17 protein-coding genes and 3 pseudogenes are annotated in these 17,673 nt (G+C 33.9%); 6 read left to right on the forward strand and 14 right to left on the reverse strand.

Annotated features, from left to right (window positions below; translation table 11 throughout):
• Positions 1–38 precede the first annotated feature (38 nt).
• A complete protein-coding gene (locus DN394_RS24145) occupies positions 39–1,502 on the reverse strand; it encodes a flavin monoamine oxidase family protein (RefSeq protein WP_149294323.1) in 1,464 nt (487 codons plus the stop codon).
• A 324-nt stretch (positions 1,503–1,826) separates the two neighbouring features.
• On the opposite strand from DN394_RS24145, the gene DN394_RS24155 reads away from it, so the two are divergent.
• Together DN394_RS24155 and DN394_RS24160 are read left to right on the forward strand one after the other, a co-directional pair.
• On the forward strand, positions 1,827–2,018 hold the full coding sequence (locus DN394_RS24155; RefSeq protein ID WP_046954965.1) for a DUF3896 family protein: 192 nt from the start codon (positions 1,827–1,829) through the stop codon (positions 2,016–2,018).
• A 105-nt stretch (positions 2,019–2,123) separates the two neighbouring features.
• Entirely contained in the window at positions 2,124–3,125 is a 1,002-nt protein-coding gene (locus DN394_RS24160; protein WP_000594033.1) for an LLM class flavin-dependent oxidoreductase, read from the forward strand.
• Positions 3,126–3,169: 44 nt separating this feature from the next.
• Here DN394_RS24160 and DN394_RS24165 read toward each other — a convergent pair whose 3' ends face one another.
• The 3 genes from DN394_RS24165 to DN394_RS24175 all read right to left on the reverse strand — a co-directional run bounded on the left by DN394_RS24165 (position 3,170) and on the right by DN394_RS24175 (position 5,328).
• The gene (locus tag DN394_RS24165; RefSeq protein ID WP_097916140.1) at positions 3,170–4,114 is read right to left on the reverse strand and encodes an alpha/beta hydrolase; all 945 of its coding nucleotides are present in this window, start codon (positions 4,112–4,114) and stop codon (positions 3,170–3,172) included.
• Between the two features lie 207 nt (positions 4,115–4,321).
• Entirely contained in the window at positions 4,322–4,777 is a 456-nt protein-coding gene (locus DN394_RS24170; RefSeq protein WP_000488201.1) for a DUF3939 domain-containing protein, read from the reverse strand.
• A 107-nt stretch (positions 4,778–4,884) separates the two neighbouring features.
• On the reverse strand, positions 4,885–5,328 hold the full coding sequence (locus DN394_RS24175) for a Dps family protein (protein ID WP_000105195.1): 444 nt from the start codon (positions 5,326–5,328) through the stop codon (positions 4,885–4,887).
• A gap of 241 nt (positions 5,329–5,569) precedes the next feature.
• Between DN394_RS24175 and DN394_RS24180 the strand changes: the two genes are divergently transcribed.
• Positions 5,570–6,610, forward strand: a complete 1,041-nt coding sequence (locus tag DN394_RS24180; RefSeq protein WP_000370199.1) for a YkvI family membrane protein — start codon at positions 5,570–5,572, stop codon at positions 6,608–6,610.
• 36 nt (positions 6,611–6,646) lie between these two features.
• On the opposite strand, the gene DN394_RS24185 is transcribed toward DN394_RS24180, so the two are convergent.
• The 5 genes and pseudogenes from DN394_RS24185 to DN394_RS24205 form a co-directional block, all read right to left on the reverse strand.
• Positions 6,647–7,015: a DUF3979 family protein gene (locus DN394_RS24185; protein WP_000965083.1), complete on the reverse strand. Its 369-nt coding sequence runs from the start codon at positions 7,013–7,015 to the stop codon at positions 6,647–6,649.
• Positions 7,016–7,311: 296 nt separating this feature from the next.
• Positions 7,312–7,617 carry a hypothetical protein gene (locus DN394_RS24190; protein WP_000539573.1) on the reverse strand — a complete coding sequence of 102 codons (306 nt, stop codon included), beginning with the start codon at positions 7,615–7,617 and terminating at the stop codon, positions 7,312–7,314.
• Between the two features lie 195 nt (positions 7,618–7,812).
• Entirely contained in the window at positions 7,813–9,795 is a 1,983-nt protein-coding gene (locus DN394_RS24195; RefSeq protein ID WP_098705011.1) for a HAMP domain-containing methyl-accepting chemotaxis protein, read from the reverse strand.
• Between the two features lie 206 nt (positions 9,796–10,001).
• Positions 10,002–11,051: a ribosome small subunit-dependent GTPase A gene (rsgA, locus tag DN394_RS24200; protein ID WP_097916138.1), complete on the reverse strand. Its 1,050-nt coding sequence runs from the start codon at positions 11,049–11,051 to the stop codon at positions 10,002–10,004.
• Between the two features lie 182 nt (positions 11,052–11,233).
• Positions 11,234–11,761: pseudogene (locus DN394_RS24205) on the reverse strand (DinB family protein).
• A 171-nt stretch (positions 11,762–11,932) separates the two neighbouring features.
• On the opposite strand from DN394_RS24205, the gene DN394_RS24210 reads away from it, so the two are divergent.
• Together DN394_RS24210 and DN394_RS24215 are read left to right on the forward strand one after the other, a co-directional pair.
• Positions 11,933–12,280 carry a DUF4257 domain-containing protein gene (locus DN394_RS24210; RefSeq protein WP_000426318.1) on the forward strand — a complete coding sequence of 116 codons (348 nt, stop codon included), beginning with the start codon at positions 11,933–11,935 and terminating at the stop codon, positions 12,278–12,280.
• A gap of 84 nt (positions 12,281–12,364) precedes the next feature.
• Complete coding sequence (locus DN394_RS24215; protein ID WP_000162604.1) at positions 12,365–12,589, forward strand: hypothetical protein; 225 nt, start codon at positions 12,365–12,367, stop codon at positions 12,587–12,589.
• Between the two features lie 164 nt (positions 12,590–12,753).
• Here DN394_RS24215 and DN394_RS24220 read toward each other — a convergent pair whose 3' ends face one another.
• From DN394_RS24220 to DN394_RS24235, 4 genes and pseudogenes are all read right to left on the reverse strand, one after another.
• Positions 12,754–13,116, reverse strand: coding sequence for a DUF805 domain-containing protein (locus DN394_RS24220; RefSeq protein ID WP_001198797.1), 363 nt, complete (start codon positions 13,114–13,116; stop codon positions 12,754–12,756).
• 143 nt (positions 13,117–13,259) lie between these two features.
• Positions 13,260–13,467: pseudogene (locus DN394_RS29875) on the reverse strand (hypothetical protein).
• A gap of 48 nt (positions 13,468–13,515) precedes the next feature.
• Entirely contained in the window at positions 13,516–14,691 is a 1,176-nt protein-coding gene (locus DN394_RS24230) for an MFS transporter (RefSeq protein ID WP_098705010.1), read from the reverse strand.
• Between the two features lie 49 nt (positions 14,692–14,740).
• Positions 14,741–15,676 (reverse strand): aldo/keto reductase, encoded by a 936-nt coding sequence (locus tag DN394_RS24235; RefSeq protein ID WP_149294324.1) that lies wholly within the window; start codon positions 15,674–15,676, stop codon positions 14,741–14,743.
• Between the two features lie 108 nt (positions 15,677–15,784).
• Here DN394_RS24235 and DN394_RS24240 point away from each other — a divergent pair.
• A pseudogene (locus DN394_RS24240) lies at positions 15,785–16,024 on the forward strand (ArsR/SmtB family transcription factor); the annotation flags it as partial.
• A gap of 288 nt (positions 16,025–16,312) precedes the next feature.
• On the opposite strand, the gene DN394_RS24245 reads toward DN394_RS24240, so the two are convergent.
• Positions 16,313–17,673: UDP-glucose--hexose-1-phosphate uridylyltransferase (locus DN394_RS24245; protein WP_141545421.1), on the reverse strand; the 1,361-nt coding region annotated here is incomplete at its 5' end.

The raw sequence follows: 17,673 nt of genomic DNA on the forward strand, positions 1-17,673 counted from the left end.
AAACCATACAGTAAAGAAATTTCTGAATTTTACACATTTTAATCATTTACCTCTACCGCTACACGAACTCCAGATTCAATTGCACCTTGTATCCATCCGTGATATAACGTTGTATGATCACCTGCAAAATATAATCTCCCCTCTGGTTTTATAATCGCTGGTTGTAGCTCGGATTCTTGCCCTGCCTGAAATAGCGCAAACCCTCCAAGTGCATATGGATCCAATGTCCAACTTTTTGATATGCCAGACATGAACTCATCATATACTTGACCGCCTAATATTGTCGCTAAATTTTGTAGTGTGTAATAAATACGATCACCTTTTGATAACCCACCCCATAACAACGCATCATAAGACCATGTATAGCTGCCTAACATCATAGCAGGTCCTTTTTCTCCAATTCCGTGACTTGGATAATAGGCGTAACGAATTGGTAAATCCGTTATAATCCTGCCACCTAACTGTCCTTGTTCTTCCCAAAATCGACTTTTAAATTGAATTCCTATTTTTGTCGCTGGCATATAATGCAATTCACGAATTGCTTTCCATTTTTCATGAGATATAGAATCAAATGGATCTACTTCCACAAAGCGCATTGTCGAAAATGGAATTGTAATAATAACTAAATCCCCTGTAATACTACTATATTCAAAAGTTTCCTCGTTTCGATAAAAAGCTGTCACACCATTATCATGCTGATGTAGCTTCATTAATTTTTGATTATATATAATATTTCCTTCTAATTGTGGTAAAAAGGACTTTGGTAATCTATCATTTCCTCCTACAATTTCACAAAATCCACTCTCCTCTTGCATAATATATAAAAAGCGTAACGTCTCAACAAATGACCTTTCTAAAAAACCTTCTAAATCTAATAGAACACCGATCATCTCAATCGTTACTGGTGAAAAGTAAGTATTATATTGATAAGGATGATACTTTAAAAATTGTCCTGTAGAGTACCTCCCAAAATCCTTTACTACAACATCCCAATTTTTCTCTGGGTTCTTTTTTATAAAATTTATAATGGGCTGTACCGCTAGCAATAATAGCTCCTCAGACGTTTTCCCGACCTCATTCATTTCTACAGGATACTTTAATATACTTGGATCTTTTTCGTATTGTTTTAATGTCGTTTTCCGGCCATTTACGAAAATGATATCAGTCTCATTCCTATTAATAAATGGGCTCACCTGTAGCCCAAATTTTCTTATATATGCCATCGTTAATGTGTGCGAATACGGAATTCTCATTGCTCCTACATCTAAATATAATCCGGTATCTTCCATTCTAACTGTTTCTATGCGGCCACCTATCCGGTTGTTTGCTTCAAAAATCTTCACTTCATGTCCTGCATCTTTTAATAAAGATGCCGAAACCAACCCAGCCATGCCTGCGCCTACTACAATAATTTGCTTCGGGTTCGTCGTCTTCTTTAATCCTTTATTTATAACTTTCAACACTTCATCCATCTCAGTGTTATACATTATATTTTTCTGCACAATTCCACCCCTTACTTCATAAAGTGAAACTATAATCAGTGGGGGTACTTCCCCCACTGATTATTAGTTGAACCAATCGGGCTTTTATGGACAGTTAATCTCCCACCTAACTTCTTTGCTCCAGCCGAATTTTGAGGTGGGAGTTTTACTGCCCGTTAATGCGGGATAAAATGGGCATTAGTGGTTTAGTGCATTTTATTCATAAATTCCTATAAACATAACAACATAGCAAGTGGAATATTCACTAAAAGTACATAAGAGTTAGCTTTCACACCTCATCACGCTACGTATAATATAGCAACGGTAAAGAAGGAGTGGTTGAAAATGAAACAAACTTACGACTACAACGCTACAAAGAAGTATTTAGAAGGAAAGAAACAACAACTATGCAACAAACTTAGTAGTAAACAACTATCTAAAAAAGAGCGTGAACAACTAAAACTTGAGATTGATAACTACGAATATATATTAAATTTAGCCGAAATGAATCATTATGAACGAGGCTTTCCTCGTTAAAAGTGGATAGGTGGTTTATCCACTTTTTATTTTGAGCATTTTATTACGCATTTTTCGTAAGTAAATATATAATAGGATGTACATTAAGATTGCGAGGTATATTCTATGATTAAATTAAGTGTGTTAGACCAATCCCCTATTTCAGATGGTAGTACAGCAGCCCAAGCTTTTTCACATACAGTTACACTTGCACAAGAAGTTGAAAAATTAGGATTCACACGTTTTTGGGTATCTGAGCATCATAATTCCATCAGCCTTGCTGGTTCAAGCCCTGAAATACTTATTTCTCATATTGCAGCAAAAACGGATCGTATGAGAGTTGGTTCAGGTGGCGTTATGTTACCGCACTATAGCCCTTATAAAGTTGCTGAGAATTTCCGCGTTTTAGAAGCGCTTTATCCAAATCGTATTGATCTTGGTGTCGGCAGAGCACCTGGTGGTATGCCAATTGCAACTCGCGCACTTCAAGAAGGCAAAATGGTCTCACTTGATCAATACCCAGAACAAATTGCAGATGTTGCAATGTACTTACATGATCAAGTACCAGAAAACCATCATTATGCAAATTTAAAGGCTACTCCTGTCATTCCAACATCTCCCGAGATGTGGATGCTTGGTTCTAGCGGAGAGAGTGCAATGATTGCCGCAAAACAAGGTGCTTCTTTTGCATTCGCACAGTTCATTAACGGATACGGTGGCCCTGAAGTAATGAATGCTTATCAAGAACAGTTCCAACCTTCTTATTTAGGAGATAAACCAAAATCAATCGTCTCTATTTTTGTTATTTGCGGAGAAACGAATGAAGAGGCGGAAAAAATTGCTTCTAGTTTAGATTTATCAATCTTATTACTAGAACAAGGAAAGCGTACAACTGGTACTCCTTCTATCGAAACTGCACAAAATTATTCATACAGCGCTTATGATTTATTCCGTATAAAAGAAAATCGTCAACGTATGATCGTCGGTGATCCATCTTCTGTGAAAGAACAAATCGTAAACTTAAGCAAAGCGTACAATACTGATGAATTTATGATTGTCACAATTACTCATCGATTTGAAGATAAATTGAATTCTTATCGCTTACTAGCAAATGCTTTTCATTTATAATGACAAAAGGGAGATACATCAATTATGATGCATCTCCCTTTTTACTACTTATTATTTTTGTCGTCTATATATTCAATAGCTTCTTTTAATAGTTCATCAAAATCCTTAGGATAATCATGATTTAAATGGGGTACAACTTTAAACTCATGTTCTATATTCTTATCTCTTAATAATTGTACAAATTGCTGCGTACATTCGAAACAATCTTCATCTTGATCCCCGCACACTACATATCCCTTTATATTTTGATCCTGTAGCACTCCCAACAACTTATTCCATTCTTCAATCTCTGGAAGCCACGGCGCCACAAAAATAAAACCATCTACATCTATATCTTTTTGTAAAATTGTATACAAAGCTACTCTTGCGCCAGCAGAAAAACCACCAATTATTACACTTTCTACTGTATGATTTTCTATAAACGTAACGTAATGCTCTTTTAACTCCTCTTTCCCTCTATGTATATCGTCCCAAACAAATCCATCTGAAAACTGAATTTGCGAAGATTGTGGTAAAGCTAACGTATAACCTTGTGTCAAAACAGATTTCCAATATGGTTCTATTATTTCTATATTTTCTTGATCCCCGTGCATTGCAATAAATAGTTTTCCTTCTTTATTGCTGTCTAAATATTTCACGTCTGCTCGTTCTGTTTTCTTTGCTAATTCTTCTCTTTCTTTACATAATTGAACCATTTTATGAAACTCTTCAAATTTATGTAGTGGTGTTAAATCATCGTCCGAAATTAAATACTCATTTCCGTACCAAAATCCATTGTCTATAATAGCTTCCTTCATTAACTGTAACGCTTCTTCTTCAAGCCCTGCTGCACTCGCTAACGCATATTTAAAATTATATATTTGCGCTTTATTCCCCACTACACCTTTAGCATGCTCCATTATATAAGTGTACGCTTCCAAACTCCCTTTATTTGCGTAACAATGTAACGTTTCATTTAATAATTGAATGTAAGTCATACTATTTTTCATACACCTATTCCCCCATAATCTTTTATAATATTTATTTCTCAAACCTTTGTATCATTCTGTAATCACTGTATATAACTCACGCTAACAATGCTTAATCATTACTTCTCTTCGTCCAATAAGTTTATTATAAAGTTTAATAAACAGAAAAATCAATATTTTCGAAAACAAAAAAAGACAACAATATATTTATTGTTGTTCTCAATACATCTACCCACTCTTTTGTTTTTTTCTGTCCGGTTTACTTGAAACTAAATAATGTTTTTCTGAAATATATAAGTCTCTTTTTAATATACGCTTCAAATATGGTCCTAATTTTATCCCGCATATAAGACGCTCTTCACTACCTTCAACAAGTGGAAACATTTCTTTTTCTGTTACGTACTGATCTACTGCTTTTTGTACGATATCAATTTCTTTAACTAGGTTTAGATTTTCTTCTGTATGTTCAAATACCTCAAGCGTTTCCTTCGTAATAAGAAAACTATTTGTTGGAAATGCAAGTAAATACGGCTTTAACAAATCATAATTTACTGTATAATCATCATTTACTAATACTGTATAAACAATATTAGCATTCGTTTCTAGAAACTTAGCCATCGCTTGTTCTAATTCATCTTTCGTAATTTCACGCTCTTCTTTTCCAGTTCTGAAAAAGCGAAACATTGCATCGCCTCCTTTTTACTATATTATAGCATAAAAGAAAACTGAAAAATGACAAAAAAAGCCATTGAACGAATTTTTCAATGACTTTTTTCTTAATATACTTATATTTATTTTAAGAACGCACTTAGCATCCATACATGTTGTTCTAATGTTGTATGAATCGCTAACAACATGTCTGCTGATGTTTCATCACCAGCTTCGCCAGCAACTTCCATACCTTCTTTTAATTCTTGAATAAGTGCAGAGTAATCATTCACTAATGTTTGCACCATTTCTTCTGCAGATTCCTTGCTTGTCCCTTCACTCACACTAGATGTTGCAAGATATTCTTTCATTGTCGCTAGCGGTTTACCTTCCAGCGCTAAAATACGTTCTGCTAATTCATCAATATTTGTTCCAGCTTCATTGTAAAACTCTTCAAATTTCTCATGTAACGTAAAGAAGTGTGGTCCTGTCACATACCAGTGATAATTATGTAGTTTCACATATAACACATTCCAGTTTGCTACCTGCTTGTTTAATACTTCAACAACATTTGTTTTCGTACTCATACAATCCACTCCTCTTATCATTTCATAATGTTTATCTTTTAATAACATAGTTACATGTTACCATACATTTCCTATCCTTTCGAACGATTGGCTCATATGTAACAAAGTTTTAACACCTTTAATACTTCCCTAATATCTTTTAATTCATGTATGTTTTCAAACACTTCATACGTCTAATTGTCCAAGCTCATACATATGCATAATAGTAAATCAAGCTCATCGTAGTAGAAAGAGGGATAACATGGACAATCAACAATGGCAAGTAGCAAAGAAGGTCGCTGCTACTTATATTGGAACAGTCGTTGGAGCTGGATTTGCTACTGGACGAGAAATTGTTGAATTTTTTACAGTGAACGGATTATATGGAACAATTGGCATATGTGTAAGTGGATTTTTTTTTATTTGGCTTGGCACAAAGATGATGTTACTTTCATCACAAATCGGTGCATTTTCAGCGCAAGAATTTAACAAATATTTATTTGGGGATGTATTTGGCAATGTTGTAAACACACTATTATTACTCGTATTATTTGGTGTAACGAGCGTTATGTTATCAGGAGCTGGGGCGGTATTTGAAGAGCAACTTCGTTTACCAAGACAACTTGGTATTTTCATTATATTGATCGCCTGTCTCATTATAGGTAGTCGCGGATTACAAGGGGTTTTTGAAGTTAATACACTTGTCGTACCTATTATGATGATTTTTATTATCGGACTTGCTATTACAACTTTTTTTCACGGTACAACTCCTATTAGTGACACTATTCCTGCAGAAAGCTGGAATATGAAGTGGATTACTAGTCCTATTACATATGTCGCCTTAAATCTTTCTCTCGCCCAAAGCGTTCTCGTCCCGTTAGCCAGTGAAGTAAAAGATCGAAAGGCCATTTTATGGGGCGGTATTTTAGGCGGTGCAGGACTTTCTTTAATTTTATTATGTAGCCATTTAGCTATTTTATCAGTCGATCAATTTTATCAATATAATATCCCAATGGCTGAAGTCATAAGAAAATTCAATGCAACTTTTCACTTTTTCTTTGTTCTTATCATTTTCGGTGAAGTGTTCACAACTTTAGTTGGTAATGTGTTCGGAATGACAAAACAAATGCAATCCATCACCGGATGGAAAAGTAACAATATTATTTTCTTCATTTTACTAATTAGTTATTGCTTTAGTTACATTGGTTACAGTGAATTACTCCACATTCTATATCCTATAATTGGATGGGTCAGCATCATTTTACTGCCAATTATTGCTTTTAAACAACTTCAAAAAACATAAAAGAAGCATCCATGTTATTGGATGCTTCTTTTATGTTCATTCACAATCATCGCATACTTCCCAGTACGGCCCCATTTCGAGTGCTAAATATGGCTTTAATTGCAACCGAATCATCCGACTAGGCATACGTTCTAAAACGAATTGAATTCCTTCTTCCTCTTCGTCTAATTCAACTTTTGAAATCGCAATTCTTTGCATAGTAGAAATAGGCATTCCATCTTTATATAAAGTGATTTTCACCTCATCATATTCATTAAAATACAATTCAACACTCATTTGATTTTTCAACAGTTCATCAACAATTTCATATTTATCATTTCGTTCCTGGATTATATATTTCCAGCCGCCTCTACCTTCTTCTTTCGGAGCTGCTTGAAATAATGTCATCAAATCCTCGTATAGCATAAGATAACCCCTCTCTTACTAAAAAACGATGAGTATTTTATATACCCTTTATCTCTATCACTATCCATATGTATTGTACCATATATCGTCGTTTTTACCGTATTCATTTGCTTCATAATTGCATGTAAAACACCTGATTCTCTTCATTATTATATGAATTGTCTCTCATTATATTTCTTAATATGCTTCTAACGCTTTCCAATCATATCAAACATAAGTAAATGCACTCTTTGTCCATCCTCCGCTTAGTATTTCCTTACAATAACAAAAAAGAAGAGTGACTTTTATCACTCCCCTTAAAAGAATTTCCCCGTAGCTACTAACGCTAATACTAGTATTAAAATTGTAAATAATAATGATACAATGAAACTAAAAATAGGTAATGCTTTCTTTTCATTCTTCTTAAAGAGTAACTTTAAACTAAGAAAGATGTTTACTGGTACAAGTATAAAATAAAAATATTTAACAATTTGCACCGAACTATTCGAAAGTGTTTTTAAAATAAACACTTCAATTAGAAAGACAATAAAAAATGAAATACTTAACCAAAATGAGACATAACTAAGCCAAGAATGTCTTTTGGTACCCCAATAAACTCCCATAGTAATCTCCTTTATTTGCATTTTATACGATTATAATTATACACAAAGCAAACAAATACCTCTATTTTTCGACAAATATCATACAAAATATACCTATAAATATTATAAAGATACTCTCAATCTCATTTCATTTTACATAATAAAAACAGACTACTCCAATAGCATACTGCTATTTTGGAGATAGTCTGTCCTCTGTTAAACTTTAAATCTTTCAATTAACCCTTGTAACTCTTCAGCCATTTGAGATAATGTACCAGCCGCCGAACTAATCTCCTCAATGGACGCTAGTTGTTCTTCTGCTGATGCTGCAACGTTTTGAGTACTCGTCGCATTGTTCTGTGCTGTCATTGCAATTTGACCTACTGAAATAGACACTTCATTTGCACCTTTTGACATCCCATTAGCCGTTTCAACCATCGTTTTAATTTGATCTGCAATTTCATTTGTAGATAGTAAAATCTCAGTAAAGTTTTGCTTCGTTTCATTCGCAATAACAAGTCCAGATTGAACTTCTTCATTTACATGCCCCATAGATTTTACCGTCTTACTCATGTCATCTTGTATTTCACATATTAATTTACTAATTTCACTAGAAGATACACTAGACTTCTCCGCCAATTTACGTACTTCATCTGCAACAATTGCAAATCCTCTTCCGTGCTCTCCTGCTCTTGCAGCTTCAATTGCCGCATTCAAAGCTAGAAGATTCGTTTGATCTGCAATATTTTGAATTACTTCTAGTATGTCACCAATTTGTTTTGATTTATTATTTAGTAACTGAATAACTTCATCTGATTGTGAAACAGATTCCGCAATAGACTGCATTTGATTTACTGTTTTTCCTACTAGTTTCCCGCCATCTTCTGCTTTTTCACGAGTATGAGCAGAAGCCGTATTAATTGATGATGAACTTTTTGCTACATGCTGAATTCCTTCTGTTACATCAAATAATAACATTGCACCATTTTCTACGCTCGTTGTTTGCGTTGTTGCCCCGCTTGATATTTCATCCATTGCCATTGTAATTTGCTCAGTCGCTTCACTCGCTTGTCTTACACTTGCCGTTAGTTCTTCTGATGCTGCTGCAACATGTCCAGCCGAAGTATTAATTCTTCCAATTAACGTTCGCAATGCATCTGTCATCTCATTGAATCCTTTTGCAAGTTGGCCAATTTCATCATTAGAATGAATCTCGATTGTTTGCGTTAAATCTCCCTCACTTATTTCTTTAGAAGTGGCAACTAATCTTTTTAATGGCCTCGTTATAGAAAGTGTCACAAAATAAATAAGTGCTCCGCCTATAACTAATGAAATAAACATAACAATTAACATATTATAAAATACAGGCTGCGCAGCTTCAATTATTTCATTTGAGTACATCGTTCCACCGATTTTCCAACCTGTTTTTACATTTGTAGCAAATACCATTTGTTTTTCGCTGCCATCATACATATATGAAAAAGCACCATGGTTATCCTCATAAATTTTCTTCGCCCAAGAATCAGCTGCTTTTTCCCCAGATTTTTCTTGAGGATGTGCAATTATTTTTTGTTTTCCATCTAAAATGAAAGCATATCCCTTTTTACCGATATTGATTAACTTTGTTGTTTTTAATAAATTATCTAAACTTAAATCTATTGCTACAACACCGTTTTTATCTTCTGCTTGTTTTGCAATCGTTACGACAATATGTCCATTTCCTTGCGCCTTATATGGCTCAGTAACGACAATACCACCTTGTTTTGCCACTGCATCTTTATACCAAGAACGTTCTGTTGGATCATAGTCTGCTGCCATTTGTATATTTGGTTCTTGCACAAATTTCTTATCATTCCCAGCAACGTATACTTGTTCAACATCTTTATTCAAATTAATATATTGAGATAGCATTTTTCTTAATTCATCTTGATTATCCCCTTGATACATATTACCTTGAATCACCCGTGCAAAATTATTTACATCATTAAATTTCGCCTCAATCATTTGATTGATTAAATTATCTAATATTTTTATATTGTCGTGAGCACTGCTCGTAATTTGTGATTCAAAATTCTTTTTAGCTGTTTGATAAGACATGCCTCCAATAATAGAGACAGCCGCAATTAAAATGACAAAAAACGAAATTAGTAGTTTTTTTGCTACTTTCATATCACGAAACCAATTTAATAGTCTACCCATTACAAACCTCCTGCTTTTCAATTTCAATAGTTAAATCTAGCGAGTTGTAAACATTTCCCATCCCTAAATTATTATTTTCATAAGCTATTACAATGAATACTTTGTAAAGTTTAAACAATTAAATTCCCTTTGTCTATATATTTGAATAATATTATTATAAAATTTACAATTGCAAAAAAAGCCAAAGGGAACCACCCTTTGGCTTTTCATATTTTTTTATGCTGTTTAGAAATCTTTTTCCACTTATCACGCTCTGCTCTCGCAAGAATAGCATCTTGTTTTCTCATAAAATACGCCAGTTCTCTTTGTAATTTTTTATAGCTTTGCAAACGATTTATCGTAATAATTCCGTTATCAATTGCATTATGCACTGCGCACCCTGGCTCATTTTCATGTTTACAATCCCTAAAACGGCACGTTTTTGCTAATTCTTCAATATCAGAAAATGTTGTTTGAATTGCATCGCTTCCCTCCCAAAGCTGTAGCTCCCTCATACCCGGAGTATCAATAACTAAACCACCACTCGGTAATCGGAACAATTCACGATGAGTTGTCGTATGCCTTCCTTTACTATCTTCCTCACGAATATCTCCCGTTTTTGCTACTTCAAGTCCTATGAGTGCATTTAACAAAGTGGATTTTCCAACCCCCGATGACCCGACTAAAGCAATTGTTTTTCCTGAAGAAACAAATTGCTGCAACGATTCAATACCAGTATGCTCTAAACTATCAACGACGAAGATCGGAACACCAATTGCCACAGCTTCCGTTTCAACAATTTTCTGTTCCACGTCTTCACATAAGCTACTCTTTGTTAAAACAATAACAGGCATTGCACCACTTTCATACGCTAATAGTAAATAACGTTCTATTCTTCTTACGTTAAAATCATGGTTAAGTGCATTTACTAAAAATAGATAATCTACATTTGCTGCTATTACTTGTTCTTCAGTTCGATTACCAGCCTCTTGTCTAGAAAAAGAGCTTCTTCTTTGAAAAATACGATGAATAATTGCTTTCTTTTCATTCTCTATTTTCTTTATATACACCCAATCACCAACCGCTGGATAATCTCCCTTCGTTACTGCTTCATGCCGAAACTTTCCAGACAGCTCTGCCATATATTCACCATCATTACAAATAATTCGATATATATGTTTATGCTCTAGTAAAATACGCCCTACTTCAAAGTTCTCTACAGCTTGTTCTTTAAAAAAAGAATCCCAGCCGAATGATTCTAAAATATTTTGATTCAAATTGATATCCTCCCTAGTTTAAGCTAAGCGGAAGGATCGTGCGCTCACTTATACAGTCTCGCCCTTTCCATCCACCTTTGTATTTGGTTTATTATTCATATACGTTATTTTCGCCATAATACATCACTCCGTTCTCATTTTAATTACTCTCATTATATGGAATATTCATTTAAAAAGCTACCTTATTTAACGCAATTTTCAAATATTTTATTTTTCATCATTCTAATTTGTCCACGGTGACTAACCTCATCTTCTAGCACATGAAACCACAGATAGTGTTGGTTATACACTACACCGTTAGGCCACTTTCTTGCTGACATAAGCCATTGATCATTTTGTTCACTCAAATACTTCAGAGATTCTTCTCGAACACTTTGTAGAAGTTGTACATAATACTGTATTTCATTACCACGGATTGTTCTCCCCGCTTCCCCTAAATACAGTGCGTCTTCCTATATTTCTAATTCTTCTTTTGTAAAGTCGCGCTCTTGAAATGAAATAAGTTGATGGGCTTTTTCTATAGCTGCTATATGCTTTAGTAACGCTCCGATGGAATTCCCTCCACTCGTCATAATGAAATCTAATTGCTCAACAGATAGATCGTTTATTTCCTGTAATGTTACAGCCCTCGTATGCTTCAGCATGCTTACTAATTCCCCTATATTTTTTGTATAACCATCTACACTTCTTATTCGATAATCTATATTCATATTAAGGAATAACCGCTTCATATAATAGACTAAAATATATCGGATTTTTCTGTTATATTTAAATTGAATACGTAATAAACCCAAACAAACTTTCTCAATATGCTTCTATGAAATATTAAAAGGAATCAATATAAAAGAATCGAATCTTATTCACTAAAAGGAGTGGATTCGATGGAAATGTATCAATGGCTAACTGCTGTTCTCGTTGGTGGCATTACTGGTTTCGTTTCCCATCTTATCAATAACCAAGGCAAGTTATTGCTTCCACGCCGTTTGAAAACTTTTTTTCACTTTGGGTTTTTGACTGATATTTTCACTGGTAGCTTAGCTGCACTTCTTGGACTCGTTCTATTCGATGTCACCTTAATAAAAGAAATTATAAAAGTATCCATTGTGACTGCTATTTCCGGTCAGACTTTCTTACTGCACCAAGCGCTTGGTGGTGAGCAGGCTAAAAATAAACAAATTGGGAAAGCTGATGAGAAGATTCAAGAAATTGACAAATTATTACGACGTTAGTCTATACTTTCTTTAAAAATTATTGCTATAATAAACAATAAATATTTTCTATTGCGTCGTTTGTCAGAAGAAAGGGTGTTTCGTATGACAAAAAAGAAAATAGAAGATTTCTTAACAAACACTGAAAAAGAGGAACTGCTAGAAAACTATAAATGTTTACGAGAAGCCCGCACAAAAAGCGAAGCTAATTATTTTGGTGAAGCAGTAGACCATCTATTAAATAAAGCAAAACAACGAATTATTAAAGATGCAGGCATACATGATGAAAATGCAGCAACAGTTCAATCAAAAAGAAAAGCACTGTTTTAGTTACATTAGCTAAAACAGTGCTTTTTATTTAGAATTTTTTCTTCTTGCCATGCTATATTCTCTCTGCCTTTATTCTTCCCATTTTTACAGTTTCAAAAGTCATATAGGCCTAGAGATCAACTTAATAATATTAGCCCGTGCAAACCATTTTAACAATTGGTTTATTAAATCGCTTCTTTTAAATCTGAATGCGGATTTGGTCCGTATTGATTGTCATTTTCTTCACTTTCAATGATAAAAAATACAAGTAAAACAACGCTACCAAACGGTACGAAATTTAATAGTTGCCACCATCCTGTTTTCCCAATATCATGCAATCGTCGTGCACCAACCGAAAAACTTGGTATAATCATTACTAACATAAATAGCAACGCAATAATAGCAACTAACACCTCTGAAAATGATGATAAAAATAACAGCAACCAAAAAATTACGATATTCGATAAACTAAAAGTCCAGTACTCTTTTCGCGTAGCTCTACCACTAAAATTCCCATAATTCTTTAGAGCTTTCAAATACCATTGCATTTAAATCTCTCCCTTTTATCCCCAATAAAATTAAAACATGTAATTATTAACAGATAAGTAGAAATATAACACAGCATTTATGTAAAATCCATATCCTAATCTAAATTATCCTCTATTTAAATAGTTTTTTCTTTCAGCATTTTTCACATTACTTTCACATCTATTTCACAAATATAAGTAGTTCTATATGTTAAACTACATATATCCTTTTCCAAGGAACTATATGCCGATATATAAATCCCTATCTTTGTAGGGATTTTTTATTTTTGAATTCCTTATAACTTTGTTACAATACATTTCTTCTACTATTTCTATACTTTTAGTAACCACTGTAATTAAAAGCACATTCATGTATTCACACTCTTATTAATTCTGATTTGCGAAATATTTATACAGGCTTTATGATGCAATTCCTGTTTCACTATCTTCATTAAGCTTTTCACTTTTTCTAAACAAAAATAAAGCTCCTATATATAGTAACGCAGTAAAACTACCTATAAGTATAAAATTGTGAGATGCTGCAAATAGCAGTCCTGCTATTGCCGCTCCAATCATTTGACCAATATACATAGAAGCATTAGCAAGCGCGGCTCCTGTTCCTCTTGCTACACTAGACATGTTTTGTAAGTGCCTCATCATTAATACAAACAAAATTCCTGTCACAAAAAACAAAACAAAGAACAATAACTCCACCAATATAATGTTCTTTACATGAGGAAGTAATACATATAGCACTGCTGTAAATATAATTCCACCATAGAAAGAAAGGTTATAACCAATTTTATTTACGATTCTAGGGCCAAAAATATTACCAGTTAAATTCCCTAATCCTAATATAAGCATAGCTGTACCTACTTCATGAACTTGTAAGCCAAATTGAATGGAAAGCCATACACCAAAAAATGAAAATGCAGCAAAATTACCAGTTTGAAAAACAAAATATGCAAAATAAGAAATTGAAACCTTTGAATCTGTAAGTAATTGTTTATAGCGCTTTAAGATGTTTGTTTTACTTCCACCTATATGAACCGGTTGTATTTCTGGTAATACTACATAGATAACAATTACAAGTAGTGTTGATAATATACCAATGACGAAGAATGGTGTTGTATAGTGTATCATCGCCAAATACGATCCAACTGGCAACCCTAAAATTTGAGAGATTGCTAACCCTGCTGTTGCAATTCCAATTGCCTTTACAATTTGCTCCTTCTCTATAAGGAGCGGAATAGATGCCCACACTTGTGGAGATACAAAGGCTGCACTTACACCTGCTAAAAATCTAAATGCTAGCATCCATAGAAAACTCGGTGCCATTCCACATAAAAACGTACTTAACGCAAAAAAACTCATTCCTATTACCATCACTTTTTTTCTGTTTAAGCCATCTGATATAGGACCAGCAATAAGTGCAAATCCAGCGTATCCTAAAGCATATGAACTCACCATCCACCCTGACAGCTCAGTTGAAACATGATACACCTGTTGTAATATCGGTAAAAGTGGTGAAATTAAGAAAGTATCTGTACCTATCATAAACATTATCGTAAAGAATACAGCTAGTACTCTTTTCATTTAAACCTTCTCCTTTTATATAAAAAGAGGGAAGTACCCCTCTTTTCAACTAATCTTCTAAAATAGATTCAATCTCTTTCATCACCTTCTGATTCAATGAAACTTCCACCGCTCTTACACTTTCTCTTATTTGTTCCGCTCGTTTCCCACCAGGAATAACAGTATCAATTCCTTTTTTATTTAATAGCCATGCTAAAGCTAAATGTGATACTTCAAGATTCATTTCTTTAGCTAAACCTTTTAACTTCTCAACTTTTTTAAAGTTACTCTTATATGTATTTTCTTCAAATAGATTTACACTTTGACGCCAATCACCTTCGTTTAATTTAAAATCTTCTGTATATTTTCCGCCTAGTATCCCAAAGGCAAGAGGTCCGTACGGAATAAATGAAATACCTGATTCTATACAATACGGAAAAAGTTCTTCCCCTGCAGCACGATCTAACATATTATAAGGTGATTGTACAACATCTATTTGTCCGTGCTGATTCGCTTCTTTTAATTGCTCTACGTTTACGTTAGATATTCCAATTGAACGAATTTTCCCTTCTTCTTTTAGGCGAGTAAGCTCACCAATTGAATCTATGTAACTTGTTTCTGGATTTGTAAAATGTAAATAATATAAATCAATATAATCAGTTTGTAATCTTCTTAAGCTATTTTCCACAGCATTTCTTAAATAGCTTCGTTCATTATTAATATAAACCTCTCCATTTAATAACGGCTGTATTCCACCTTTTGTAGCAAGTACAACTTCGTGGCGTTTTCCTTTCAATACTTCTCCTACTAATTCCTCTGATCTACCGAAACCGTATGAATCTGCTGTATCAAAAAATGTAATCCCTTGCTGGATAGCTTCTTCTATTAATCGTTTTCCTTCCTCCTCATTCACATCAGCATATAAATTATGTCCCCCTACAGCATTTGTCCCTAGCCCTAACTTTGAAATATTTAGTCCTGCCTTTTGCAATTTGGTATATTTCATTTTTTCTCCCCCTATATTTCCATTGTTCGATTATATTCGAACAATGGAAATATACCACTTTATATGTTATAGTGCAAACTATATTAACTTATACAAGCAGGTGAAAAAATGCGTACTCTCTATCATCCAAATCGAGAAGAAATTCAATTCTCTTCTGTTTTATACGCACTTAGCGATCAAATTCGTTTACAAATTGTAACGATGCTACTAGAGAAACATGAACAATCTTGTGGTGCGTTAAACATTCCAATTGCGAAATCAACTTTATCTCACCATTTCAAGGTTTTACGGGAATCCGGTGTTATGTATACACGCATTGAAGGAACACAGCGTTTCATTTCAATGAGATGTTTTTTAGTATGGTTTTATTCTTTTAATAAAATGCAACTTTAATCAGAAGGAAATTTGTTCATCACGCACTAGAAATATATACGCTTCATTCTTTTTCACTTTATTTTTGTACTGGATCCTTTGGACACTTTAATTATTTGATTACATTTTATACACATCATTAATATAGGGCCGCCTATCTGTTTCAATTCCTGTAGTTGCTTATGCTCACACTCCTCCATATTATTACCTCCCTTATCATATAATTAGGTCATTTTATAATTACTATAACTACTAAGTCCATTCCTAATTTAAGGTCTGAATAAAACGTTTAAATGCCGATATCCCTTCGTCATCTCGTTTAAAAACACCAGCATCTTCAAGCGCCTGTATAAATTTCTGTCCTAATTCTGCTCTTACTATCTCCTGTACATTTTGTTCATGTATCCGATTGTAATATTTGATTTTTAATTGTTCTGCCCATCGTATATGAAGCGTTGGAATATCACTTGGAATGTTAAGTAAGAATTTTTCCACTTCCTGAAGTTCTGTTTTTAAACGCGCCGGAAGTACTGCTAACCCCATTACTTCAATCAGTCCGATATTTTCCTTTTTAATATGTTGTATTTCCGCATGAGGGTGGAAAATACCTAGCGAATGTTCTTCACTTGTACGATTGTTTCGCAAAACAAGGTCCAATTCGTACATACCATTCCGGTAACGGGCAATCGGCGTAATCGTATTATGTGGAACATCATTCGTAAATGCAAATGTATGAACAGAAGGATCACTGTATCCCTTCCACCTCTCTAATATGTACTCCCCTGCATTTACTATTTGTTCAATGTCTTTACTTCTTAAGCGAATAACTGACATTGGCCATTTAATAATAGAACATTGCATTTCTGGAAAGTTAGTTAGTTCAAAAATTAGGTCGTTTGATGCATTTGCCATAGCAAATTCATAATTTCCACCTTGATAATGGTCATGCGTTAGAATAGATCCTCCTACAATAGGCAAATCAGCATTAGAACCAAGGAAATAATGCGGGAATTTTTCTACAAATTTTAACAAACGTAAAAATGTTTGACGGTCAATTTTCATATCACGGTGTTCTGAAGACAATACAATACAGTGTTCATTAAAATATATATACGGAGAATACTGTAGAAACCAGCTTTCATCTGTAAGATTCATACGAATCATACGATGATTCGAGCGTGCTGGATGTCCAATTCTGCCTCTATATCCTTCATTCTCAATACAGAGTAAACATTTTGGATAATTTGTACTTTCCAATACTCTCTCTCTAGCAATTTGTTTCGGGTCTTTTTCCGGTTTTGATAAGTTAATCGTTATATCAATGGGTCCATATTCCGTATTTACTTTATAATTTATATTTTTGGCAATTTGCTTCATTTGGATATAGTTGCTGTTTTTACTTAACTCATAAAAGTAATTTGTCGCAGCCTTCGGATTTTGTTCGTATTTTTCATAAAATAGAGAATTGATAACGGACGGTTTGGACATAAAAACATCCATAATTGCACTTGCTAAAATCTCCTTCTCGTCCATTACTGCCTCAATGACTTTATGCATACAAGCATATTCAATTAACTCTTCCAATAACTCCGAAATTGCTTTCTTTGCGGGTGCGGGTGCGGGTG

This window comes from Bacillus sp. BB081 (assembly GCF_008368895.1).
Classification (GTDB): domain Bacteria; phylum Bacillota; class Bacilli; order Bacillales; family Bacillaceae_G; genus Bacillus_A; species Bacillus_A wiedmannii.

Excerpts from the sequence above, each read along its gene's own strand:
- DN394_RS24155 (WP_046954965.1), top strand. The coding sequence starts at position 1,827 with ATGAAACAAACTTACGACTACAACGCTACAAAGAAGTATTTAGAAGGA.
- DN394_RS24160 (WP_000594033.1), top strand. The coding sequence starts at position 2,124 with ATGATTAAATTAAGTGTGTTAGACCAATCCCCTATTTCAGATGGTAGT.
- DN394_RS24165 (WP_097916140.1), bottom strand. The coding sequence starts at position 4,114 with ATGAAAAATAGTATGACTTACATTCAATTATTAAATGAAACGTTACAT.
- DN394_RS24170 (WP_000488201.1), bottom strand. The coding sequence starts at position 4,777 with ATGTTTCGCTTTTTCAGAACTGGAAAAGAAGAGCGTGAAATTACGAAA.
- DN394_RS24175 (WP_000105195.1), bottom strand. The coding sequence starts at position 5,328 with ATGAGTACGAAAACAAATGTTGTTGAAGTATTAAACAAGCAGGTAGCA.
- DN394_RS24180 (WP_000370199.1), top strand. The coding sequence starts at position 5,570 with ATGGACAATCAACAATGGCAAGTAGCAAAGAAGGTCGCTGCTACTTAT.
- DN394_RS24185 (WP_000965083.1), bottom strand. The coding sequence starts at position 7,015 with ATGCTATACGAGGATTTGATGACATTATTTCAAGCAGCTCCGAAAGAA.
- DN394_RS24190 (WP_000539573.1), bottom strand. The coding sequence starts at position 7,617 with ATGGGAGTTTATTGGGGTACCAAAAGACATTCTTGGCTTAGTTATGTC.
- DN394_RS24195 (WP_098705011.1), bottom strand. The coding sequence starts at position 9,795 with ATGGGTAGACTATTAAATTGGTTTCGTGATATGAAAGTAGCAAAAAAA.
- DN394_RS24210 (WP_000426318.1), top strand. The coding sequence starts at position 11,933 with ATGGAAATGTATCAATGGCTAACTGCTGTTCTCGTTGGTGGCATTACT.
- DN394_RS24215 (WP_000162604.1), top strand. The coding sequence starts at position 12,365 with ATGACAAAAAAGAAAATAGAAGATTTCTTAACAAACACTGAAAAAGAG.
- DN394_RS24220 (WP_001198797.1), bottom strand. The coding sequence starts at position 13,116 with ATGCAATGGTATTTGAAAGCTCTAAAGAATTATGGGAATTTTAGTGGT.
- DN394_RS24230 (WP_098705010.1), bottom strand. The coding sequence starts at position 14,691 with ATGAAAAGAGTACTAGCTGTATTCTTTACGATAATGTTTATGATAGGT.
- DN394_RS24235 (WP_149294324.1), bottom strand. The coding sequence starts at position 15,676 with ATGAAATATACCAAATTGCAAAAGGCAGGACTAAATATTTCAAAGTTA.